This window comes from Mycoplasma simbae ATCC 49888 (genome assembly GCF_000702705.1).
Lineage (GTDB): Bacteria > Bacillota_I > Bacilli_A > Mycoplasmatales > Metamycoplasmataceae > Mycoplasmopsis > Mycoplasmopsis simbae.
Genome location: NZ_JNJG01000004.1, coordinates 96,374 through 120,740 on the forward strand (window position 1 = coordinate 96,374; position 24,367 = coordinate 120,740).

The 24,367-nt window shown below is 32.0% G+C and carries 25 protein-coding genes; 12 read left to right on the forward strand and 13 right to left on the reverse strand.

The window, feature by feature from the left end; translation table 4 throughout:
* Positions 1-19 precede the first annotated feature (19 nt).
* The 12 genes from T329_RS0100475 to T329_RS0100535 all read right to left on the reverse strand — a co-directional run bounded on the left by T329_RS0100475 (position 20) and on the right by T329_RS0100535 (position 14,249).
* Complete coding sequence (locus tag T329_RS0100475) at positions 20-682, reverse strand: chromate transporter (RefSeq protein WP_029608486.1); 663 nt, start codon at positions 680-682, stop codon at positions 20-22.
* A complete protein-coding gene (locus T329_RS0100480; protein WP_029608487.1) occupies positions 682-1,317 on the reverse strand; it encodes a chromate transporter in 636 nt (211 codons plus the stop codon). The genes T329_RS0100475 and T329_RS0100480 overlap by 1 nt, the downstream gene beginning before the upstream one ends.
* 9 nt (positions 1,318-1,326) lie before the next feature.
* On the reverse strand, positions 1,327-5,679 hold the full coding sequence (locus T329_RS0100485) for a PolC-type DNA polymerase III (RefSeq protein ID WP_029608488.1): 4,353 nt from the start codon (positions 5,677-5,679) through the stop codon (positions 1,327-1,329).
* A gap of 50 nt (positions 5,680-5,729) precedes the next feature.
* A complete protein-coding gene (locus T329_RS0100490; protein ID WP_156933757.1) occupies positions 5,730-6,020 on the reverse strand; it encodes a hypothetical protein in 291 nt (96 codons plus the stop codon).
* 138 nt (positions 6,021-6,158) lie between these two features.
* Complete coding sequence (proS, locus tag T329_RS0100500; RefSeq protein ID WP_029608490.1) at positions 6,159-7,589, reverse strand: proline--tRNA ligase; 1,431 nt, start codon at positions 7,587-7,589, stop codon at positions 6,159-6,161.
* Between the two features lie 72 nt (positions 7,590-7,661).
* Positions 7,662-9,005 (reverse strand): aldehyde dehydrogenase family protein, encoded by a 1,344-nt coding sequence (locus T329_RS0100505; RefSeq protein ID WP_051630102.1) that lies wholly within the window; start codon positions 9,003-9,005, stop codon positions 7,662-7,664.
* Between the two features lie 3 nt (positions 9,006-9,008).
* Complete coding sequence (locus tag T329_RS0100510) at positions 9,009-10,064, reverse strand: aminopeptidase P family protein (RefSeq protein ID WP_029608492.1); 1,056 nt, start codon at positions 10,062-10,064, stop codon at positions 9,009-9,011.
* A 13-nt stretch (positions 10,065-10,077) separates the two neighbouring features.
* On the reverse strand, positions 10,078-10,947 hold the full coding sequence (era, locus tag T329_RS0100515; protein WP_029608493.1) for a GTPase Era: 870 nt from the start codon (positions 10,945-10,947) through the stop codon (positions 10,078-10,080).
* A complete protein-coding gene (cdd, locus tag T329_RS0100520) occupies positions 10,947-11,336 on the reverse strand; it encodes a cytidine deaminase (RefSeq protein ID WP_029608494.1) in 390 nt (129 codons plus the stop codon). Before cdd ends, era begins: the two co-directional genes overlap by 1 nt.
* 1 nt (position 11,337) lies before the next feature.
* Complete coding sequence (gene ybeY, locus T329_RS0100525; RefSeq protein WP_029608495.1) at positions 11,338-11,793, reverse strand: rRNA maturation RNase YbeY; 456 nt, start codon at positions 11,791-11,793, stop codon at positions 11,338-11,340.
* A 34-nt stretch (positions 11,794-11,827) separates the two neighbouring features.
* The gene (locus T329_RS0100530; RefSeq protein WP_029608496.1) at positions 11,828-12,214 is read right to left on the reverse strand and encodes an MAG1140 family protein; all 387 of its coding nucleotides are present in this window, start codon (positions 12,212-12,214) and stop codon (positions 11,828-11,830) included.
* A complete protein-coding gene (locus T329_RS0100535; RefSeq protein WP_084273859.1) occupies positions 12,189-14,249 on the reverse strand; it encodes an Mbov_0121 family peptidase domain-containing ABC transporter in 2,061 nt (686 codons plus the stop codon). Before T329_RS0100535 ends, T329_RS0100530 begins: the two co-directional genes overlap by 26 nt.
* 126 nt (positions 14,250-14,375) lie before the next feature.
* On the opposite strand from T329_RS0100535, the gene T329_RS0100540 reads away from it, so the two are divergent.
* The 8 genes from T329_RS0100540 to T329_RS0100575 all read left to right on the forward strand — a co-directional run bounded on the left by T329_RS0100540 (position 14,376) and on the right by T329_RS0100575 (position 21,377).
* On the forward strand, positions 14,376-14,825 hold the full coding sequence (locus tag T329_RS0100540) for an RpiB/LacA/LacB family sugar-phosphate isomerase (RefSeq protein ID WP_029608498.1): 450 nt from the start codon (positions 14,376-14,378) through the stop codon (positions 14,823-14,825).
* Positions 14,826-15,074: 249 nt separating this feature from the next.
* Complete coding sequence (locus tag T329_RS03620; RefSeq protein ID WP_051630104.1) at positions 15,075-16,169, forward strand: AEC family transporter; 1,095 nt, start codon at positions 15,075-15,077, stop codon at positions 16,167-16,169.
* Positions 16,170-16,213: 44 nt separating this feature from the next.
* Positions 16,214-17,263: a YihY/virulence factor BrkB family protein gene (locus T329_RS0100550; RefSeq protein ID WP_029608499.1), complete on the forward strand. Its 1,050-nt coding sequence runs from the start codon at positions 16,214-16,216 to the stop codon at positions 17,261-17,263.
* A gap of 64 nt (positions 17,264-17,327) precedes the next feature.
* The gene (gene dnaJ / locus T329_RS0100555) at positions 17,328-18,410 is read left to right on the forward strand and encodes a molecular chaperone DnaJ (protein ID WP_029608500.1); all 1,083 of its coding nucleotides are present in this window, start codon (positions 17,328-17,330) and stop codon (positions 18,408-18,410) included.
* Between the two features lie 54 nt (positions 18,411-18,464).
* The gene (locus tag T329_RS0100560; RefSeq protein WP_029608501.1) at positions 18,465-18,938 is read left to right on the forward strand and encodes a hypothetical protein; all 474 of its coding nucleotides are present in this window, start codon (positions 18,465-18,467) and stop codon (positions 18,936-18,938) included.
* A gap of 53 nt (positions 18,939-18,991) precedes the next feature.
* Positions 18,992-19,669, forward strand: coding sequence for a (d)CMP kinase (gene cmk / locus T329_RS0100565; RefSeq protein ID WP_029608502.1), 678 nt, complete (start codon positions 18,992-18,994; stop codon positions 19,667-19,669).
* The gene (gene der / locus T329_RS0100570) at positions 19,659-20,966 is read left to right on the forward strand and encodes a ribosome biogenesis GTPase Der (protein ID WP_029608503.1); all 1,308 of its coding nucleotides are present in this window, start codon (positions 19,659-19,661) and stop codon (positions 20,964-20,966) included. Before cmk ends, der begins: the two co-directional genes overlap by 11 nt.
* A gap of 132 nt (positions 20,967-21,098) precedes the next feature.
* Positions 21,099-21,377 (forward strand): HU family DNA-binding protein, encoded by a 279-nt coding sequence (locus T329_RS0100575; RefSeq protein WP_029608504.1) that lies wholly within the window; start codon positions 21,099-21,101, stop codon positions 21,375-21,377.
* Here T329_RS0100575 and recU read toward each other — a convergent pair.
* Positions 21,374-21,853 (reverse strand): Holliday junction resolvase RecU, encoded by a 480-nt coding sequence (gene recU, locus T329_RS0100580; protein WP_029608505.1) that lies wholly within the window; start codon positions 21,851-21,853, stop codon positions 21,374-21,376. The two genes, T329_RS0100575 and recU, sit on opposite strands and share 4 nt — an antisense overlap.
* Positions 21,854-21,985: 132 nt before the next feature.
* Here recU and T329_RS0100585 point away from each other — a divergent pair, with 132 nt between their 5' ends.
* From T329_RS0100585 to scpB, 4 genes are read left to right on the forward strand one after another with little or no spacing between them, the layout of a single operon-like run.
* The gene (locus T329_RS0100585) at positions 21,986-22,285 is read left to right on the forward strand and encodes a holo-ACP synthase (protein ID WP_029608506.1); all 300 of its coding nucleotides are present in this window, start codon (positions 21,986-21,988) and stop codon (positions 22,283-22,285) included.
* Position 22,286: 1 nt separating this feature from the next.
* On the forward strand, positions 22,287-23,030 hold the full coding sequence (locus tag T329_RS0100590; protein WP_029608507.1) for a lysophospholipid acyltransferase family protein: 744 nt from the start codon (positions 22,287-22,289) through the stop codon (positions 23,028-23,030).
* Complete coding sequence (locus tag T329_RS0100595) at positions 23,023-23,793, forward strand: segregation/condensation protein A (protein ID WP_029608508.1); 771 nt, start codon at positions 23,023-23,025, stop codon at positions 23,791-23,793. The genes T329_RS0100590 and T329_RS0100595 overlap by 8 nt, the downstream gene beginning before the upstream one ends.
* A complete protein-coding gene (gene scpB, locus T329_RS0100600; RefSeq protein ID WP_029608509.1) occupies positions 23,783-24,367 on the forward strand; it encodes an SMC-Scp complex subunit ScpB in 585 nt (194 codons plus the stop codon). The genes T329_RS0100595 and scpB overlap by 11 nt, the downstream gene beginning before the upstream one ends.

Below are 24,367 nucleotides of genomic sequence, written 5' to 3' on the forward strand. Positions count from 1 at the left end.
AGGCTCGTTTTTTGTTTATCTATAACCATGGTTGAAATAGTATAAATGCGAATGCAACATTGGATAATATTAAGCCAAAAAGAGGAATTTTTTTGTTGTATAAAAACAAACTTAAACCAATTCCAATTGGCACATAAACTCATAAAGCAATGCGACGTCAACCACTTAAAAACTGGGCATTTGCACTGTTTTCGTTGAGTAAAATATACTCGCTAGCAGACTTATTAAAGCGGAAATTGGGAGCAATTAAAGCTATGAATAATTGTGCTGCCAAAGCAAAAATAATTGCTGTAACCACTGGGTTCATAACATTAATTAATTTTTTAAGAAAAGGCGAAGATTCAAACTTATCAATATACTTGAGTGCTAATTGCATCATTAAAATAGCTGGCAAAACAAAGGCTAAATAAGTTATAAACATTGCCAAATAACCTCACCAAGCACCTTGTGCAACCAAATAACCTGTAATAGCCGCAAATTTGGGACTTAATATTCCTGGCGTTGAATTTGAAATAGCAAACACACCTGCAATTTGTTCTGAAGTTATAGTTACGCCAAATCATTGTGACAACGAGGTTCACAGCCATGTAAAAATTGGCATAAATATTTGGCCACCACCAAAAACTGATAAGGAAATTAACGCTATTAATGGTATAGCTACTGCTAAGGCTAGTAACGTCATTATTCCTCTCTCCCTTGAACTTTTTCAGTATTTTTGTTAATTTTTTCCTTTTTTGGGTTTTTTCTGCGTTTTTGGATTAAATAAAATGTAGTGTAAATGCAAATTATTATCAGCATGATCGCCACAGGTATGTTATAGGGGGTAGGTATAAACAACGAGAAGCAAAATGTAACTAAAAATAATATAACTCAAAGACTTATTTTAATGTTTTTGATACCTTTTTTAAAATATCCTCAAGCAAAGCCAAGTAAACTTCCAACAATGGCCACAAGCACACCTGTTTGAACAACAATTAAATATTTTTGAGGTAATCACCCGATTGCAAAAATTAATAGTATTGTAAGTAAAATATGAGGTATAGCAGCTAATGTTACAACTAAAGAACCTTTTCAAAATCCTAAAGAACGAATCGCAATATATGCAAGCGCTTGAATAGCCATTGGTCCTGGCAACATATTGGTTACAACCACGTTTTTATCAAACTCATCAGAACTTAATCAACCATACTTATCAACAGCATATCGCTTAATTACTGGCATTAGGGCGTTACCACCGCCAAAACCTATGAATGTAACCATCAAGATCAGCACAAAAACATTTCAAAACGTTGGTTTTTTGTAATTTGTATTTTTCATAATTCAATTCTAAAATAATCTCATTTGATCTGTTTCATCAAGATGCGATAAAGCTCCTATTTTTTCTAATTTTTCAATAAGTGTTTTGTTAACTTTGCCCCTTAAAGATAAATCTTGAATGGAAGTAAATTCTTTTTCATTACGAGCTGCAATTATATTTTCAGCAACAGAATCCCCAAGACCATCTAAAGATTTAAACGGCGGTATCAAGCATTGGTTCTCCTCGTCAATAAGTCATTCATGAGCTAAGGAGCGACTTAAATCAATATTGGCAATATATAGCCCTCTAGCGTATAACTCGCGTGTAATTTCGAGTGTAGACATCAAATCACTATCTTTTGTTGATAATTCTTCCTTGGCGGTATTTTGCAGTGTTACTAATTTATTATGCGCGCGTCTACCATTTTTAATGTCGACCATTGACTCAATATCAACAGCCTTAGCGTGTGCCGCATAATAAGATGCATAAAAAGCTAACGGATAGTGAATTTTGTATCAAGCAAATCAATATGCCATTAATACATAAGCAACCGCGTGTGCTTTGGGGAACATGTAAGCAATTTTTTGCATACTGTCAATTTGTCAGTCAGGAACGTTGTATTTTTTCAACTCTTTTTCTTCATCTGCTGTCAGTCCTTTACCCTTACGTACTTTTTCCATAATATCAAATGAAAATTTATTAGGTACGCCTTGTTTAACTAATTTTTCAAGAATATCGTCCCTGCAAGAAAACACATCAGGCAATTTAAAACCTTGCTTCATAATTAAGTCTTGGTTGTTACCCAACCAAACGTTTGTTCCATGACTCAACCCCGAAATAGATACAAGATCGGCGAATGATCTTGGTTGTGCTTGATCAAGCATTTGACGAACAAAGCTTGTCCCAAACTCAGGTAGTCCTATTGCTCCGGTAGGTTCGCCCCCAATATCTTCAGGTTTGATGTGCAATGGTTTTGTTGAACTAAACACGGCAACCACATCATGGTCATTTTTAGGTACCGATGAAACTTTTATACCTGTGTATTTTTCCAACATTTTAATAACTGTTGGGTTATCGTGGCCCAGCAAGTCCAGTTTCAAAACATTATCGTGGATAGCTTTAAAGTCAAAGTGCGTTGTGAATCAAGTTGATTCAACATCGTCCGCTGGATAATTTATTGGCGTAAAGTCACTAACATCATATTCTTTTGGTATAACTATGACACCTCCAGCGTGCTGACCTGTTGTTCTTTTAACTCCTTCAATTTTTTTAGCTAAATAAGATATAAACGCTTCAGATGAAGACTTGCCTGTTTCTTCGAAAAAGTTTCTAACATAGCCTAAGCCAGTTTTAAAAGCAACAGTTGAGATGGTACCAGCCCGCAGTGTATGAGTGTCCCCAAATAAGCGTCTGGTTTCATTATGGATTTTGCCTTGGAATTCTCCAGAAAAGTTAAGATCAATATCGGGAACTTTATCGGCATTGAACCCAAGGAATGTTTCAAATGCTATGCTGTGGCCATCTTTGTCCATTTTAATATTGCAATTTGTGCAAACCTTATCGGGCAAATCATAAGCCGATGTGATGCCTGGTACATTGGCTAATTCAAATTTTTTACAATTATTACACAAATAATAAGGATCTAGTGGGTTAACCTCGCTAATTTCACACAATGTGGCAACAAGAGAAGAACCAACCGAACCTCTAGATCCCACTATGTAACCATCATCTAATGATTTCTTAACTAGTTTATGTGAAATTCAATATATAACATCAAATCCATATTTAATAATTGGTGTTAATTCAGCTTCAATTCTTTTTTCAATTAGTTCTGGCAATACCTCGCCGTATTTTTTTCTAGCATTGGCATAGACAAGCTCTTTTAATTTAACTGGGGAATTATCGAATTTTGGAGTGTAAAGACCATCTTTAAACGCTACAACTCTATCGCACATATCTGCTATTTTATTTGAGTTAGTGATTACAATTTCTTCAGTTAATTCAGTATCGCCTAAAAAACTAAACTGATTTAACATTTGCGTAGTGTTTAAAAAGTTTAGGTTAGGTACACTTAAACTGTGTTCTTTTGCTTTATCATAATTATACAAGTAGTGTCTTGCAGCACCTATACCTTTTGCATAAACTAAAACTTCAAAGGCTTTTTTGTCCACAGAGTCAAGATATTTAACATCCGCAGTTGCAACTGGTATTTTGTTATATTTTTTTGCTGTTAGAATTATTTCTTTTAAGGCATAGTTTAGTTGTTCACGAGTAATGAATTCACTGTCAATTCAATGTTGAAAAGCTTGAGGAGCAGGGATTTCAATGTAGTCATAACGTTGCACTTCATTAATAAACTCATCTCAAGATGAGTAAAAATAATCATCTATTAGTTTAGAACACAATGTTCCAGAACCAAATAATAAATCATCGTTAGGTTTAATATCCTCTAAAAAAGTTCTTGGGCGTGAATTGAAATTCGATGTCAAACATTCAGTTACCATATTAAATTGTTTTTTTAACCCTTTTTGCGTTTTCACCAACGTACTTATTGTATAAGGGAAACGCTCTTTAAACTTTGAATCAGGTTCGTAATTATATAAATCACTAAATGTCTCGATGTTTTTGAGTTTCATCTGATGCACAAGCTCAACTCAAATCTGTGCAAGCACAGCAGCATCATAATCTCCGCGGTGTGCAACATTCGGATTATAACTAACGCCTAAATTTGATGCCAAATCACCAAGACTGTGTTTTTTACGCTCAGGGAATAATAAGCGAGATAAAACAAGTGTGTCGATAACAGTTACATTCGGAAATGGTAGATCATGCAGTCTGAATTGCTCTTTAATGAAATGATAGTCAAATTTAGCATTATGTGCTAATGCTATTTTATTATTTAAATCATTATAAATTTTTTGTAAAGCTTCTTTATAATTCAAGCCATTTGTATCAACATCACGTTGAGAAATACCAGTTAATTTTGTAGTAAAAGGAGAAAGTTTTGATTGTGGCTTAATAAGGAATTGAACTATTTGAGGTTGAGAGTTATCGGCAGGTATACTATATGAACCATACTCTATTAGCTCGTGAAAACGAGGGCTCAAGCCAGTGGTTTCGATATCGAAAGACACATACGAAGTGTCGGAAATTTTTCCTTCTGGTAACGAACCTAGAAATAACACTGGTTTTTTTCTAAATGCAGAAAACGACGCACCGTAAATTGCTTTAACTTTAGATTTTTTTGCTTTTGCATAGAAATGTGGATAGCCTTGAACTGCGTCAAGATCACTTATTGCGACTGCACTCATACCTAATTTTTCGGCTCGATCAATAATATCGCCTGGATTTATTAAACCATCCATTGTGCTGAATTTGGAAGAAACGTGCAATTCAACTCTTTTATCTAATTGAGATAGATCATCTAATTCTATTTCATACATCGTTATAGATTTTTCAAAAGAATCAACAAATATTGTAGGTTCAGGTTTACCCATATTAGGTATAGTAATTGAACCTTTAATTTTTACAAATTGGCCAACTGAAATAATTTTAGTTTCATCATCATCTAGCTTGTTTGAACGAATCATTTTGCATTTAATCGCTTCAACATTATTTGTTAGAGCAAAGGAATAAATAAATTTACCATTTTTAGTTTCGCTGATATCAAAATCGAAAACTTGTCCGCAAAATTCTACATTTGTTTTTTCTGGCAGAGATAAAATTTCTTCGATTTCATGTTGCTCGTACTGTTTTTGAGACCATTTTTTTCTGAAAGTGTTAGCGCCAGATTCTGCAAAATTATTTTGCAATGATTTTTTCTCTTGTTGAAGCATTTGCAAAAACATATCTTGAGTTTTTTTAGCAGATGCATCTTCAATTTCGTCAAAAATATTATTGTTTTGTTTAGGCTTAACAGTTAGCTTTAGTTTGCTAAAACCATATTTTATTAAGTCTAATTCCAAAGATGAAACTAAATTTTGCATCTCTAAGTAGTTGGCGTCATCAACAAAATATATTTCGTATTCATAGTCCCTAACCACCTTAAGTTCATTGGCTCAATTTATGCGTCTTAACTTGAAGAATTTTTGTTTTTTTTGTATTAAAAAATCAATAAATTCAACTAATTTAGTGTGTTTATATTGTAAAAAATCAAAGTTAAATTTAGCAATAACTTTATATTGATTTGAAGATTTTATGGCTTTGTAAAAGGTGTAAAACTCATCGATTGAAATTTCATCAGCAAAGTCAATATTAACCAATAATTTATCGTTGTTTGACTCAAACTCCATTAATGTTAGTGAAGAATTTTGCATTGAATTAGGGATTGAATAGTTTAAAGATTCGCAAAATTTTTTAAAACGTAAAATGTCTTGATTCATATAAACCTCACTTATATTTGCAATTATAAAGCAAAAAGCCCATAGGGCTCTTACTCTTTTTCAAAATAGAATTTCATGATTTTGCTAGCCATTTCATTACGACGTTTGTAGTAAGTAGTTTTTGAACAAAACTCTTCATATCATTTCTTTTCGGCTGTATATCAGAAAAATTCACGTTCAAGAATTTCTATTTCAAATATTGTTAAAGTGCTTATAGCTAGTAATAAATTTTGTGAAAAGTAAGTATATAATGACTTAGTAAATTTGAAACTCTCATTTGATTTATCAGCATTTTGATAATAATTATTAATGTATTTAATTTTGGCATTAGCCATTTCCATTTGGCATAAATCTTGCACAAGTCTGTATTTGGCTAAAGATCCTTTTTGTGGTTTGTTTTTTTTGTTTTTGAAACATAAAGTTCATGTTTTTTTCTCCTTTTTAATTTAAAACCTAGCCCAAAAGGGCTAGGCAAAAAATTAATAGGCTCTCGCAAAAACCACAAACCGTTTGGTTTGTCTTTTACAACTAATGCATGGCGCAGTTTTAGTTGGTTTATCTAATGATTTAGGAATGCAACGTGTTGATGCACCAGTTTCAGATTTAATTCTTTCTTCATCTTCGTCATGACAGCAAAAAGGTGCGTACACAAATTTTTGATTTTTAATTTCTTGTTTAAATGATTCGTAATCATCAACAGTTACAATGTTGTTGTCCAAACGCGTTTTAGCATTTTGGTACAAATTATTGTGAATATCATTTAAGATTGTTTTTACGCTTGATTTTACTTGATCTACTGGCAGAATTATTTTTTCTAATGTATCACGGCGAACCAAAGTAACAAGACCTTTTTCTAAATCTCTAGGCCCTACCTCTATTCTCAGCGGTGTTCCTTGTATTTCTGAGTTAGATGCTTTGAAACCAGGGTTTTTATCCGAATCATCCAATCTGACTCTATATATACGACCTAGTTCTTTGACCAATTTGGCACATGTCTTTTTAACATCTGCATTTTTATTTCCGAATAACTCAAGTATATCAATTTGAGTTGGTGCTACTTTAGGAGGAATTATGATTCCCCTATTGTCTCCATGAGTCATGATTATAGCCCCTAATAATCTAGTTGATACACCCCAGGAAGTTTGATAAACATAATCTTTACCGTTGTTTTCGTCTTTAAAAACAATGTCAAATGTTTTTGAAAAGTTTTGAGCTAAATAATGGCTGGTTCCTGATTGCAACGCACGTCCATCTTTCATCATTGCTTCTACGGTATAGGTTGAGCAAGCTCCCGCGAATTTTTCCTTATGCGTTTTTTTACCAACTATAACAGGTATAGCTAAAACATTTTTTAAAAACTTAGCATATAAACTAATCATTGTTCTAGTGAAGTGTCTTGCTTCAATTGCGTTATTGTGACATGTGTGCCCTTCTTGCCATAGAAATTCGCGACTACGTAAAAATGGGTTGGTGGTTTTTTCTCATCTAACCACATTTGCTCATTGGTTATATATAATCGGTAAGTCTTTGTATGATTCAACTGAATTTTTAAATAAGTCAGCAAATAAAACTTCAGATGTTGGGCGAACAAATACACGTTCATCTAATTTGTCTTCGCCTACATGCGTAATAGTTGCAAGCTCAGGGTTGAAGCCTTCAATGTGGTCTTTTTCTTTATTAAATAAACGTTCTGGAATTAGCAAAGGTAAATAAACGTTTTTAACCCCTTGTTCTTTAAACTCGTCATTTAATTGTTGTTGTATCAATTCTCATATACCATAAGCATTAGGTTTAAATACTAATGTGCCTTTTAGTGGTCCATAGGCAATTAAATTACCTTGTTTGACTACGTCTGTATATCATTTAGCAAAGTCAACTTCTAGTGGTGTAATTTTTTCTAGTTCTTTCATAATTTACATTATATATTTTTTTAAAAAAGTTGATTACATTAAAAAAAAGCCCATTTTATGGCTTTTTCAAATTTATTTTAGAAGTCTTTTTATTCACTTTAACTTGCTATCAGTATATGGATGCGCGCTTAAAGATGTAGAAAAGCTCTTTCTTACATAACTACTAACAAGATTAGAAAATGTTAAAAATCCTTGATAACCGTGTGCTCTACCATTTCCCGAAGAGCCTACACCACCAAATGGTAGTTTATCATTAAGCAAACTAACAAGCAAATCATTTACAACTATTGAACCAGTTCTTAAGCTCTTGAACGCATGATTTATATTTTGTTTTGATTTTGTGAAAATATAGGTTGCAAGAGGTTCATTCTTAGCAAAGATTGTCTTGTATACTTCATTAATATTATCATATTCAATTACTGGTAGCAATGGTCCAAAGATTTCAGTTTGCATCTCTTTTTTAGTTCAATCTGATTCGAATGAAACTGGTATTATTTTATGTTCGTTGTCAATAATGTGGCTTCCTAATGGAGCTAATGAAGTTAGACGTTGAAAATGTAATTCTGTAATAATCTTTGGATATTCATTTAGGTTTGATTCAATTAATTCTGATTTTTTATTGAATTTTTCAATAAAAATATTAGATTTTCCCTTAGGAATCAAAACATAGTCGGGCGCAATACATGTCTGACCCGCATTTACACACTTAGCATCAAATATTTTATCAACAGCATAGTTAAAATCAGCATCTGGGTGAATGATGACTGGGCATTTACCTCCCATTTCTAGTACAGATGGCGTGTGGAAATGGGATATTTGCTGTGAAATGGCAGTTCCAGTTTTTTCTGAACCAGTGAAATACACAAAATCAAACCTGTTTTTAAGCATAGATTTTATGGAATCCACATCCTCATTCATTACATATATATGTTGCGAATTCAATTCTTGATTAATTAATTTCTTTAGTAATTTAGTTGTATTGACGCTATATTCTGATGTTTTTACTATCGAACGGTTCCCAGCGGCAATAGAAGAAATAATTGGCATAAACGTTAGATAAAATGGGTAATTTCATGGGCTTATAATTAGACATAAACCCCTTGCTTGAGGAATTATACTTGACTTGCCCCAGGATAAAGTCAGTGGGGTTGAAACCCTTTTACCTTTCATTCATCCTTTGAGTTTTTTAATAAATAAATTAACCTCTTTTAATACTAGTGCCACTTCACTAAAATAGGACTCGTTTTCATGTTTGTTTAGATCTAATTTTAATGCTTCATAAATTTTATTTATGTTTTCCATGATTAAAATTCTGATTTTTTTAAGAATTTTTATTCTGTCTGTATACGAAATATAAGGATTTTCGTGCAAATCCTTATATTGATCATTATAAACTTGTAAATCGTTTAAAATCATTAATTACTCTTCTGGATTAGAGAAAACATAACGACCTGTTTCGGTAACTAGAACATCGTCTTCATTTCTAGCTCCACCTAAGCCCTCAATATAAATACCTGGTTCAACTGTAATAACCATACCTGGTTCAAGAACATAGTCTTTTCCTTTAGCACTAACGTTAGGTAACTCGTGTACGTCGATTCCTAGTCCGTGTCCTGTGCTGTGCACAAAATACTCTCCATATCCTGCTTTTTCAATATATTCGCGGCAGATACGGTCAATTTCACTTGCTTTAATTCCGGGTCTTACAGCATCACGTCCTGCTTTTGCTGCTGCTTGTACTATTTCTAGAATTTCCTTAGCACGCGGGTCATTTGGAGTATCATCTCCTCTTTCGTCTCATAAAATAAATGTTCTAGTTATATCAGACGCATAACCTTTATATAATGCACCAAAGTCAATTTTCAGTAAATCACCAGCAACTAATTTTCTGTCAGTTGGGTGGTGGTGAGGTTCAGCAGAAGAAGGTCCTGTAGCAACAATTTCATCAAAACTTTCCTTGTCAACACCGTTAATTTTCATAATGTTGTTTAATTTGGCTGCAACTTGTTTTTCAGTAAAGCCTTGTGTAATTCATTTTTTCAATTGTCATAAAGATTTTAATGACTTGTCAACGGCTTCTTGGATTTTTTCAATCTCTTCTGCGGACTTGATTAGACGTAGCTCTTGACCTAATATTCACACCTCGTCACTAGGTTTAATTATTGCTTTTAAATACTCGTATGTTTGTAGTTTTAAATAATCTTTTTCAAATGCCACTTTTTGATATTTTTTAGCAGCAAAGAAATCCTTTAATGCTGTCCCTTGTAATAAGTGAATTTCAGCATTCTTTGCGTTGTTTCTAGCATATTCGATGTATCTACCATCTACAAATAAGTGCGCTTGATCTTTTTCAATTACAATGTATCCATCAGTAGTTTGAATACCTGTATATCATAGTCTAGTTTGTGGTGCATCTGAAACAATGGCATCCACGTTGTGTTCTTGAAACACTTTATCTAAATATTTTCTGTTCATTTTTGCTCCTATATTAATAACCAAATTTTTTCAAAAATTTAGCATCATTTATTCATTTATCAGCAGTTTTAACCTTAAGGCGTAAGTCAACATGTGCATTAAATAAATGCATCATTTGCTTGCGAGCATTGGTGCCTATCTGCTTAATCATTTTTGCTTCTTTCCCTATAACCATACCTTTTTGTGAATCTTTTTTTACAAATATAACTGCGTTGATGCTTATGCTGTCTTCATTTTCAATGAAGTCCTGAACCTCAACAGCGATAGAATGAGGAAGTTCATCTCTCAACAATTTCATAGCTGAAACCCTAATAATTTCTTTCGCCATGAACCTCATAGATTTATCAGTTATGTACTCACTGTCGTAGTATGGTTCCCCATCTTCAGTATATTGCTTTAATTCATCAATTAACATGCGCACAGAATTTGGGTTTGTGTTTGAAACACTCAATATTTTTTCGAAACCATATTCATGTATTTCGTCAATTTTCTCTTGCAATAATTGTGGGTCTTTAGCAAGGTCAATTTTGGTGATGACTGCTATTTTGTGTTGGTAATTAGATATTTTCTCTAATATCACTTTATCACCAGCCCCAATTTTCTCATTGATTGGCGTAAGAAATAATATACAGTCAACTTCTTGCAAAGCATCAAACGCGTTTTTATTCAAAACCTCACCTAGCTTATTGATAGGTTTGTGGATTCCTGGGGTGTCAACAAAAACAATTTGGTAATTTTCTTCGTTATAAACACCGCTAATTTGATCTCTTGTTGTTTGAGGGATGTTGGATACAATCGCTAGCTCATAATTCAATATTCTATTTAACAATGATGATTTGCCCACATTTGGGCGACCAATGATAGATACAATTGCAACTTTCATTATTTTATCTGCTCACTTCTAATTGGTAAAGGCACTAGCTCAACTAGTTTAAATGTTTTCATAACGTTGCCAACACCATTGAATAAATGAACTAATGCATCATCTTGCATAAATTCCGTCATAACCTGCCTGCATCCAGCGCACGGAGAAATCACGCCTTCGCCCGAAGAAATGATATAAATTTCCTTAAATGTACCCACTTTTGCTCCATGAGCTACAGATCCAAATAACGCAGATCTTTCTGCACACAAGCCTGATGGAAATGCTGCATTTTCAACATTAACACCTGGTCAATGTTTGCCACTTTCATCTACGGCTATGGCTGCTACTTTAAAGTTTGATCAAGGACTGTACGAATATTTTAATAATGACTTTAATTTTTCAACCATATTATTCCTCCCTTGTTATCCCTAGCGGACTGAAAATATCATCAACAATCTTATCCATTTCAATTTTATCTGTTTCTGTTTCGTGGTCATAACCCATCAAATGAACAAGTCCGTGTGCGAACAAATAGCAGTATTCCCTACGAATAGAGTGGTTAAATTCTTGTGCTTGTTGTTCAACCTTTTCGTGACTGATAATTAACTCACCAATTGGTAAAATCGGAAGTGAATCATATAATTCATCTTGACCAAAATCAAACGACAAAATATCAGTAGGATAATCTTTGCCTCGATACTCTTTATTCAACTTTTGAATTTTGTTATTATCAACGATTGAAACATCTAAAACTACCTTTTTATTAATGTCAAAATAATTCACTAAATTTTGTAATATATTTTTAAACTCTTGTTCAAATTTAAATGAATTACCATTTTCAATATTAATGTTAATTTCAATCATGCTTTTAATTATATTATTGTTTTTTATATATAGTTTAAATACTTAGTAAAAGATTTAAAATTTTAATTTGGTCATATACAAGAGTGCCGGCTAGGCTTGTAGATCCTTTCGATGAAATAACTTGTGGTATTTTTGCAAATTTTAACTGAATTAAATCATTAAACTTACTGTAGCCAACAATTTTAAGCGTGTAAACCTTGTCAAGATAATTAACATTAATTTTCTTTCCGATTTCGATATATTTTCAATAAATATCAGGATTTTTTATTCAAAAGTTTTTGTCTTCATCTAGGAAAATATCTAGTTTTATGGATCTTTCAATTTCAAAGTTCAATATAAACCATCCCACAGCCAACGTGGAAATTAAAAATAATAAAATCATTAAATAAAAGACTTTAGTTGGCTCTGTTAATTTCTTCAAGAACAACCTCCTGATTTTGATATAAATATTTTTTGGCATGACTTATTTCAATAAACCTTGCTTGATGTTGATAGTCGATAATGCTTTTTTGTAAATGCTTAAATACCTCATTATCAACATTTTCAAAAGCTTCATCTAGTAAAATTAACTTAAATTTTTGCGTAAAAAGTTTCAACAAAATAATAAATTGTCTTTGACCACTAGATATATTGGTTCCGTTATTTATTATTTTTAAATCAAATGTAATTTTTAATCGTTTCATCAATTGGTCTAATCCATAAACACTCATATTTTCCATCAAATTCTTGTGTAAAGTTGGATTTCCACACGTTAAAAAGTCGTATACAGACATCGATGACAAAAAGATTGAATTGTTTAATAGAATAGTGTTATTTTGTAATGATTTAGTGTTTATGAATTTGACTTCATGTCCGTTGAAACTTACTTCTCCTGAAATAGTTGAATATTTAAAATTCAAAATATTTAGCAACGTGCTTTTGCCGGAACCGTTATCTCCGCAAATTTGGATATTTTTATCTATTTTAAGCTCATTTATATCCAAAATGTCTTTTTTAGGTTCATACCCAAATTTTAAATTTTTAATAATGATTTGATTAATATCATTGATCTCTACACCTTTATTACTCATTTTAATTTCTTCAAAATTTAAAATAAAGTTAATCATTTGCGTGTGTTTTTCAATAATTTTACGCATCATTATTAAACTGGTTAGTGATATTAGAGGCTGGATAAAATATGGTGTAACAATTAGAATCATTACTAATGTACCACTAGTTATTTTATTGTTAAATATAAGTATGGAAGCTACAAAAATCAATATTAAACTTAAATTCCCAATTAACATATCGTTTACTAACGTATTAAAATTCTTTTTTATGTCTAATGAATATTCTTTTTCTTTAAATAAATAGTGTTTTTTAATGCGTTGTAATTCAACGAAATTTTGTGCAGATTGATTTTTAAAGCTATTAACAGAGTTAACTGCATCCATTTCAGAAACAAATTGGTCGTGGGAGCTAGCTATATAGTTGCCATACTTCCTATGAATGTAAAAATGAAAAATTATATTGATTATAGAAGTGATTATGCAAGCGACAACAACAACACCAAATAGAGGCAAACTAACCCAAATCAAGAGCACACCACTGAGAATAACTGAAACAAACTCAGTTAAAAGCGTGTAAATAAAATTTGCACGGTAGTTAGCGATAAAATTAACATAACTTAGGCGCTTTAAGATCTCATTCGATGTTAATTTAGAAGTAAAATCAAGACCAGAGTTGGATAGCTTTTGAAAAATTGTGTCTTTCAACTTAAATTCAATTTTATTAGTGAGTTTTTTAGTTAACAGATTTTTCATCATTAAGGATCCAAAACGGACAATATTTATTCATATGAATGCTATAAAAAGTATAAATAGAGTTTTGTGCAGATGACTTGGCAAAACATAATCAAATACAAGTTTGGCAAAAAATGAAGACGCAAAAGTGAGCGTTGAATACATAATTCCCAACATTAGCATCATTAATGTTTTTGAATCAAAACTAAATAAGTTTTTATATGTTGTGTCTATTGCGGTGATGGGTGGTTTTTCAGTATTAAAATCATCTTTATATACAAACGAAATGTAGTTAGCAAACACTTGTTCAAATCTTTCAAGAATTAATTTAGCTCTAGCTCCTGTTCTAGAATCTTGAAAAGTGACGAATTTAGTGTCGATTTTTTCAACAACTACATAGTGAAATAAACCCTCATCATTAATCAAGGCTATAAAAGGCATATCAACCTTATTTATATTAAGTAGGTCTTTAAAATTAGTTTCATAGGTTTCAAGTTTTAAACCAAACTCTTGAGCCATAGTATCTAATGTGGCTAAACTTATTCCTTGTGGACCATATGATGCTTTTAATTTCAAGTAGTTTATATCGACTTGTTTTTTTAAAATTTTATGCATGAAATATTGCAACACATAAATGCCGCAGTCTCGAGTGTCGTTTTGCTTGTTTATTCTCATATCTATTAATACTCAAAAATTTTATTTTTTGGCAAAAAAGGAAAAAATTATGTTTTTTACACCAAAAGTTAAACGTATTAGTAATAGTGTGAATGTTATAATTTAAAAAACATATAGGAGGTGTATATGCATAAAAAAGTTGTTGCTTTGGCTTCTGACCACGCAGCGGTAGAATTAAAAAATCAATTAGTTGAATATATTAAAAGTCTTGGATATGAACCTGTTGATTTGGGTCCAGTTGATGAAACACAAAAAGTTTCATATTCTCTACAAGGTCACAAACTAGCAAATTACGTAAAAGATAATGACGTGAGTTTTGGTATTGGTTTATGTGGCACTGGTTTAGGTATTTCATATGCTTTGAATCGTCACTGCGGAATTAGAGCTGCACGTGTAGCTTCGGTTGAGGACGCACATTTAGCTAAATTACACAATGATGCCAATGTTTTAGTATTTGGTGGGCGGCAAGTGAGTTTTGATGAAGCAAAAACAATGGTGGATGAATATATTAAAACAAACTATGAAGGTGGTAGACACCAACAACGTATTGAAGATATTGACCAATTTGAGGATTAAAAGCGATAATTCGCTTTTTTTATACACTTTTAATCAAAACGCAAGGAGTATAATTAATTATTATGCAAAGAATTTTCATTTCAACCATTACCAACGCCAATTTAATTGGAATCTGTATAGCTAGTTTTTTAATTATTTCCCTAGGTTATATTTTTGTTAAAAACGGAATGCTTAAATCCAACTGAATTAACGCTTTTAGCAAAATTGTTTTAGAAGTTTCTTTGCCTAGGCATAGCTATTAAAGGATTTATGTCTTCATTGACACTAAATACCCTTAAAGAGCAAGCCTGAATATTACTGATTTCAATCGCTTTTTATACATTAATGTCTTTAATTTCTTGACTTTGAATCAAATATGATTGAAAACTACCTCAATTTATTAAAAACGCTAACAATAAAAGTTTTGTGGGCTATCTGGCTTCAACATCAAATGGCGATGTACCAAGAGAACGTGTAATGGTAATGTGAATGCTACTTGTTTTTGGCATGACAACCACATTTGGTATTCCTGTATTAAGCGAATTTTATCGTGGCAGTGATTATCAATCAAGTGCCATAATAAGTGTAAGTATGTTTAACTTGCCACAGAGAATTTTCCTTTACACATATTGCCTTTCAATGATTACTGGCCTAAAAATAAATAAAAATAATATTGGCACAAGTATCAAAAAGTTAGCCACTAACTCAACATTATTGATCACAATAATAGGTTTTTTTCTATGAGTGAGTCAACTAATACCAGGGCTGGGCGGCAATAGCATTGACACTAACGCAGCACTTATTTTACCCGATGGAAGTGTTGTAAATTCAGTCAAAAAAGCTACATTTGGCACTAATTTTATGCCAATTTACTTTGATGCTCAAAATCAAGGTTATATATATGATGCAGCAGGTGGTTTTTACAATAAAACTAATATAGTTCCTTCGGGTTGAATGAATTTTAAAGTCACTATGCCATACTTGTATAATGTTGCCACGATGCTTGCATCATTATGTACGCCAATTGTTTGATTAACTGTTGGTATGAAAATGGGCGAAAGTAGCTTAAAAGAAACATTTAAAGACAAATATGCCTGATTTTACACAATAATTAAAATTTTTGTGATTCCAGCAATTATGCTGGGAATAATGAAACTATTTAACGTCTATGATGAAATAGGAAAAGTCCCTTCACTTTCAATGATAGTGGCAGCCGCTACTCCTCCCGGCGCAGTGCCTACAGCGCTTTGTTTATCTTACAATAAAGCACCAACATTTACCGCCCGTGCGTCCGCACTTTCAACAATAGTTTCGCTCGCAATGCTACCAATATGAATACTAATTAGCGAACTTGTCTTTGTATAAAAGTAAAATATTTGTATTTTGGTAAAACTTAATAAAATAAACACATGAAAAAAAGCACTGCTAAAACTATATATACCGGTTTAGATTTAAAAAAGACAAAGCGTTTGGCAAATCGCAAAATTAAAAAATCTTGAATTAGTCGTAACGTTATATCTAATGAGAATAAACAATGATGGATTATTGAAAAAACCATCAAATTTTTCTTAATGCTGATGCTGTGAATTTCCACACCTAAAATTGGCTGAAGAAATAAATCAAAAACCAGCGAATTAATTGACCGAACATACACCAAATTTATGGCAAAAGACTCAGCTTTTATACCTATTTCGCTTGCTTTTTACTTTTTGGTCTCATTTGTTCCAATTTTGACCATTGTTATAGTTTTGCTTTCTTTTATTGAGGGTTATAGCCAGGTTTTTCTTGAAACAATATTATCTAGAGTTATTCCCGGTGTGCATTCAATCCTAAAAATTCCAACCATCAATATTTCACAAGGTGCTCAATACACAACACTAGCCATTTTGCTTTTAACATCAACGTGACTAGGCTCAAGTGGTTGAGGTAGATTTATTTATTTGCAAAATTATATTTATGGACACGAAAATCTAGGTAACTTCTTTTTAAACAGAATTAAAGGCTTTTTTGTGGTTTTAAGCATCAGTATATATTTATTTTTAGTTAGTGCGCTCTATATAACTATTTACAATTTTATTGCTCCTAAATTGAATAACGTGGGCGAACAAATATTTTTCTATATCTCATTTGATGTGTACTTGATGTTGATTTTATACTTTGGTTTTACACTGCTATACAAACTTGCACCTAGCTTTAAATTGCCGTGAAACTCAGTGCTACCTGGAGTTTTGATCGCTTCATTCCCTACAATTATATTCATTGGAATGTTCGGATATTTAACTTCGTTAATGAATTACAATCAATACGGGGCCATCGGTACGTTTATGTATATTGCGCTGTTTGTTTCCTCGCTTTCATATTTTATTTACCTTGGTTTAATTGTTAATGAGTCATACTTCAAAACTTACTATTCGAGCTATACAATTTCCAAAGTTGCTTGATTATTCAAAAAGATTTAAATGTGGATTCCACATTTTTTATTTCTTTTAGCACTCTAAAGTCTTTTGTGCTAAAATATTAAACATGAGTAAAAAAGATTATTATGAAATCCTTGGCGTTTCACGCGATGCAACCGAAAAAGAAATCAAAACTGCATATCGTAAATTAGCCATGCAATATCACCCAGACAAATTAAAAGATGGAACTAGCGATCAAAAAATGCAAGAGCTTAACCAAGCTTATGAGGTTTTAAGTGATAAACAAAAACGTGCAAATTATGATCAATATGGTTCCGAAGAAGGTCCACAAGGATTTGGTGGCCAAGACTTTGGTGGTTTTGGTGGATTTGATGACATAATTCATAATTTCTTTGGTGGTTTTGGTGGATTCAAATCAAAAAACACTGGTCCTACAAGGGGAAGCGATTTATTAATGAATCTTAAAATTAGTTTTGAAGATTCTATCAAAGGTAAAGAAATAACCCAAAGATTGCAAAAATGAGAATCATGTTCAAGTTGTCACGGACGTGGAGCCGCTAGCGAAAGCGATATTAAAACTTGTTCAGGCTGTGGGGGTACTGGACAAAAACAAGTTCGTCAAAGATCAATATTTGGAGTTGTAAACAGCACAACAATTTGTAATGAGTGTCAAGGAAAAGGTCAAATCATTACCAATAAATGTAAAGAATGTAAAGGTAATGCCACCGTTCGCAAAGATAAAAATGTTACATTCAAAATTAGTGAAGGTGCTCAAACAGGAGACAGAATTAAAATTACAGGCTATGGCGCTAGTGGGGAAAATGGCGGCCCAGCCGGTGATTTGTATATTGAACTAGAAGTGGAACAACACAAACATTTCAAACGAGAAGGTTTGAATTTGTTCATGGATTATCCAGTTTCATTTATCGATATTATCAGAGAAAATGAGGTTTTAGTACCCACTCCATTTGGCAATGAAACAATTAAATTACGTCGCAATTACCAAAACGGAAAAACTCTTGTTCTTAAAGGCAGGGGTGTTCGTCGTAGTGGAAGAGCCGGTGATTTAAAAATCCAATTGCAAGTGGTCATTCCTGATTTATCTACATCTGAATTTGAAAAAATTTCAAAACAACTTTCGGACGTTAAAGATACAACAAATATTGACTTCGTTAAACAATTTAAGTAAAAGCGCCTTGCGCTTTTTATTTGCACTTCATCAGTATATATTTATAATATTTATATGAAAATTAACAAAAAAACATCTTGAGTTGAAAGGGCTAAGCATAATGACTATAGCAATGAAAGTATGCTGGCTAGCTTGGCAAGTGAAGATAATAAATTCAGTGAAGATTTAAATATTTTTAACACATTATTTCCAAATATTGATGTTGTTATTCCTATCAACAACTGCATTCTAAATGATGAATTTAAATATGAAGCTAAATTTGACAAATTAAAAATAAATACTGAAAATATTCAAAATATTCAAGCACAATTAATTGTATTTGAAAATAATAGCAAAACACCACAAGTAAATATTTTTAAAAAGGTATCTCTTCAGCGTAAAGATATGGTTAAATTTATTTCAGATAATATAGAAAATATTGATCTTAACGGCGAGTATGACTTAGGTTTAGAGTCAAGATTTAATAATGAAGATACATTGACTTTGATAGATTCAGCCGAAATTGTTATAAATAAGATACAACTTTAAAGCAAAAATACTAATTTTTAGTATTATTTAACTATTAATTTTTGGAGGTCATTATGAACAAAATCAACGTTGCTATTGATGGACCATCAGGCGCTGGTAAGTCGACTGTTTCACAAGCCGTAGCATCTAAAATCGGTTATACATTTCTAAGTTCTGGCAGTGTATATAGGGCTATCGCATACATCTTGATAAACAGAGGTATTAACTACACCGATGAACAAGAAGTAAGAAAACATCTTCAAGATTCAATTTTGCAAATATCTATTGATGAAAAACAAAGAATTTTTACATCAGATCAAGATATTTCAACCTTAATCAGATCTGATGAAGTTTCTAAGGTTTCGTCAAACATCGCTGTTTATAAAGATGTTAGACAATATGTTGTTGACTTTATTCAACGAATTACAAAAGCTTCAAAAGGATATATTATGGATGGTCGCGATACCACTTACCGTATTATGCCACACGCTGAGGTTAAAATTTACCTAACAGCCTCAGCATGCGAAAGAGCTCATAGAAGAATATTGCAAAACGAAGAATTAGGTTTTAACACTGACTTTGAAGAAGTTTTAAAAGAAGTTGAAGCAAGAGACCTTCAAGACACAAATAGAACCAATGACCCATTAAAAATAGTTGAAGATGCACATGTTATTGACTGTACAAAAATGTCTTTTGAGCAAGTTGTGGACGAAATAATTAAACTAATAAAGGCGAAAAGTGATGAGAAATAATATTATTGCAATAATTGGTAAACCAAATGTAGGAAAAAGTACTCTATTTAACCGTTTAGTCGGCAAAAAAAGCTCAATTACATATGATGAACCAGGAGTTACAAGAGATAGACTTTATGAGACATTTGAATGATCAGGACGTGAAATCAAAGTGATCGACACTGGCGGTATCGAGGTAGAAAATAGACCTTTTCAAGAGCAAATTAGAATCCAAGCATCTATTGCCATCGATGAGGCAAACATAATAATATTTATGGTTGATGGTTCTACAGATATGACTAATGACGATCAAATGATATTGAGTATGCTTAGAAAAAGCGGCAAGCCTATAATCGTTGCGGCTAATAAACTTGATAACGTAGATATGTTTGATTATTCATGATATTCTCTAGGAGAAAATATTTATAGAATAAGTGCGCAACATGGCCATGGTGTTGGGGATGTGCTAGATGCATGTTTGGAACACCTACAACTAGATGATCAAAAAACTGAAAAAAGATTCAGATTATCAATTATAGGTCGTCCAAACTCTGGAAAAAGTTCTTTACTAAACCTCCTATCTAAAGAAGAACGTTCAATTGTTAGCGATATTGCGGGAACTACTCGTGATGCCGTTAAAACTTTTGTTACAATTCGTGATCAGGAATTTGAAATAGTAGATACTGCGGGTATTACAAGAAAAAGTAAAATTGTTGATATGATTGATAAATATGCGTTAATGCGTGCAATCAGTGCGTTAGACGAATCTGATTTATCAATTATTATGATTGATTCAACACAAGAACTTTCTCATTTTGACGCCAGAATTATAGGTTATGCTCTTGAAAATTCAAAACCAATCATCATCGCGGTAAATAAATGAGATTTAATCGAAAAAGAAACCAATACAATGTCTGATTTTGAAAAAAACATGAGAAACAGGTTCCACTTTGTTCCTTGAGTTCCATTCTGCTTCATTTCTGTTCTAAAAAATCAAAGAATCGAGAAATTTATTGACACAATTTTGCAAGTTAAGCAAAATCTAGAGCGTGAAATTAAACCTTCATTGCTGTCAAATTTAATTCGTGAAACACAATTAATTCAACCAGCAGCTCCATACAATGGTGGCAGATTGAATATTTATTTTGCAAGAAAATACATAGAATCAAGAATCCCTACTTTTGTTTTCTATGTTAATAACAAAAAATATTTGCACTGAAGCTACGAAAGATTTTTAGAAAAACAAATTAGATCAATGATAGATTTCACTGGTTGCCCAATTAAACTAATTTTTAAAAACAAATCTGGTCTTGAATAGGCCATTTTTTTATGCAAAACTTCCACAAATTTTCCACAAAATACTGATAAAATGCTTGTTTTTTCGCTTTTTGCTTCCCAAAATAATCCTTTTTAATATAATCCAAAAAAATACAAGCGAAAGGATGTTTAAATGACTAAAAAAGAGTTTATTACAGAAGTAGCCGAAAGAATGGGTGTTCCCGTTAGAATTGCAAGCGACTTTTTTGATAAATTTGTTGTGGTTTTGAAAGATAAATTAGTTCAAGGCCACAAAATTCAATTAAGTGCTTTAGGCACATTCGAAACCAGCACAAGAGAGGGTCGTACAACCATCAACCCATTTACTAAAGAAACAATTACTGTTCCTTCAAAAAAAGTTGTTAAATTCAGAGTTTCAAAATATTTAAAAGACGCTGTTATTGAAAATTAAAAATTTCTTAGATATGGTAAAAAATCTATAATACCGGGAAAAGTTAATTCTACTTTGTACCCGGTTTTTTTAATCTCTTCATATTGCCAGCTTTTCTTATCAAAATTCAAAAATTTGTTTACCCCCAATAAGTAAAATTCGTCAACGTGACTAAACATAATAACAAAAAATGCAATACCCCCCATTTCATAAACTTTTTTAAGATATTCTAATTGGTGCTTCAAAATATTAGAGTTAGGAAGCCGCTCACCGTTGATGGTTTTGGCTTCAAAAGCAGTGAACATCCCGTTCACGCACCCAATATAATCAACAGTGCTTTTTTTATAAATAAAAGCACTTTCAACTTTATTATCCTCCTTGACACTTTTAAATTTAATTGGTAATCCTTTCTTCTCAATTAACGCTAAATTATTGCGTTCATAATAAGCGATTGTTCTGTTGATGATTTGTTCTAATAACATTCCTTTGTTCTTCATATTTTTGTTTACTCTGTTTTGTGCATAAATTTATAAAAAAGGAAAAATTTAACATTTTTATACAAAAAGTTCAATGGCAAACATATTAGTTTTGAACATTTAAAAAAATGCTTTTTTTAATATAATTAGCATATGAAATTAGGAATTGATGCCACCAGTATCTCACGATTTGAGGGTGTTTCGAGTAGCTTTGCTTCAAGATTTTGCCACATTGATGAGATTAATCAGTTGCAAAATCAACCCAATAGTGCTGAATACCTTGCCGGCATTTGAGCTATCAAAGAGGCAATGTTTAAGGCTGATAATTCGATGAGTAATTTCAGTAATATTTGTTTAAAAAGAACACAAAATCACTGAAAATACGATGGTTGATTGATTTCTATAACACACGAAAAAGATATGTTAATAGCAGTAGTTATTAAGGAGGAATAGTATGAGCTTTAATATCAAAATGATTTTTTTATGATGACACTTTCTTTGATGCATTTGAAGACTAAATGCAATGGCGATTAAATACCGTCGCCAACCGGATACATTGCCAGCGTTGCAAAGAAGTAATTATTTACTAAAACGTGCAAAGCAACTAATGTGATATTTCAATGTTAAATTAGAAGTGGATGGCTATGACAATTTAGCTAAAGGACCAGTTATTTTGATGCCTAACCACAAATCAAACATTGACTCATTATTAGTTTTAGCTGCGTTAGAAAAAACCGATTACCAAAGAATCGGTTCAAATAAAATACCAACATTTTTAGGTAAAGTTGAACTAAAACGTAGAAAATTAACTAGAAGAATTCTTGAGTTACTTGACACAGTATTCATCAATCGTTCAGACTTGCGTCAATCAATAAAAGCATTAGACACATTTGGAAATTTTGTTAAAACCAATAAAACATATGGGGTAATTTTCCCTGAAGGAACAAGAATTAAAACCACCGAATTAGGTGAATTTAAAGCTGGAGCTGTTAAAGTAGCACAGAGTTATTATTTGCCTATTGTTCCTGTTGCTATTAGCGACACACGTGAAGCTTTAAATAAAAATAGAGGCAAAAAATTGCTTGTTAAGGTAAGTTTTTTAAGAACCATTAAACCTGCAGAATTTGTTACTATGGACAATCAAGCTGTAGCGAATAGAGTTAAACAAGAAATTGAGAAAGCACTTGGAAATGTATAATACTGAAAATGAAGATGTAAAAGTTGAAAAAGTCAATAAATTCAACATCAAAATTGAAAATTATGATGGCCCTTTAGATCTATTACTTGCACTTGTACAAGACAAACACAAAAATATAATGGATGTAGACGTGGCTCAATTAGCCAGTGCATATTTAGAAATAATTCAATCTTTACAGGAAAATGAAATTGACTTAGCTGGTGAATATTTAGTTATGGCAGCAACTTTGCTAGCTTTAAAAACAAAAATGATGCTTTATACCCCAGAAGAAAAACCTGAAATTGAAGAAGATAAACGTGAAATTTTGCGTCGCTTGTATGAATATCAACAATTTAAGGAAATTTCTAAAGCACTGCGTGAACGTGAAGAAGCTCGTAAAGAAATTTTCATCAAAGCGCCAAGCAATATTGACGAGTATTTAGTTGATGATGATAAATCACAACTGGATGGTCAATCAAACCCACTAAAATTGGTCACAATTTTGCGTAAAATGTTTGAACGTACATACGCACAAAAATTACGTAAAACTAAGCTGGAACACTTCCATTTAACACCTCAAGATCAAATTCCTTTTATTCTTGATTTATTCAAAAAACACTCAGAAGTGGACTTTAAAATGATTTTTAATCAGCCAAGCTTAAACCACTTTGTAATTACTTTTTTAGCTATTTTAGTTTTAGTTAAAACACAAAAAATTGTTCTTGAGCAAAAAGAACAATTTGGCACAATAACATTTAAGAAAGGACCTGAATATGAAAAATAATATTTTAGAGGCACTTTTATATATTCAAGGTGATGAAGGCTTAAACTTAGAACAAGTTAAAGAAATTTTTAACCTAAACACGCCTCATGAAGCCAAAAAAGTAATGAATGATTTTACCAAAGATTACAACGGTCGTGACGGTGCACTTAAAGTTGTCAATTTCAACGACGTTTTTAAATTAGCTACTCGTGAAACATATAAAGAATACGTAACCAAACTTGTTCAAGTAACCAAAAAACACCGTTTATCTAACGCGGCTATTGAAGTGGCTGGAATTATCGCTTACAAACAACCAGTTACTCGTTCAATGGTTAATAACATTCGTGGCGTAGCCAGCGAACAAGTAATGAACACATTGTTAGTTAAAGGCGTTATTGAAGAAGTTGGTATTAGTCCTACACCTGGTAACCCTGTTTTATACGGCATCACTAATAAGTTTTATGACTACTTTAGAATTAAAACTATGGCTGATTTACCAAAATTAAGTGAATTCAATTACATTGACGGTTTGGAAAATGATAATCCTGATGATTTTAGCTTTTTTGATTCACAAAGAGCTGATCAAAATTCATAA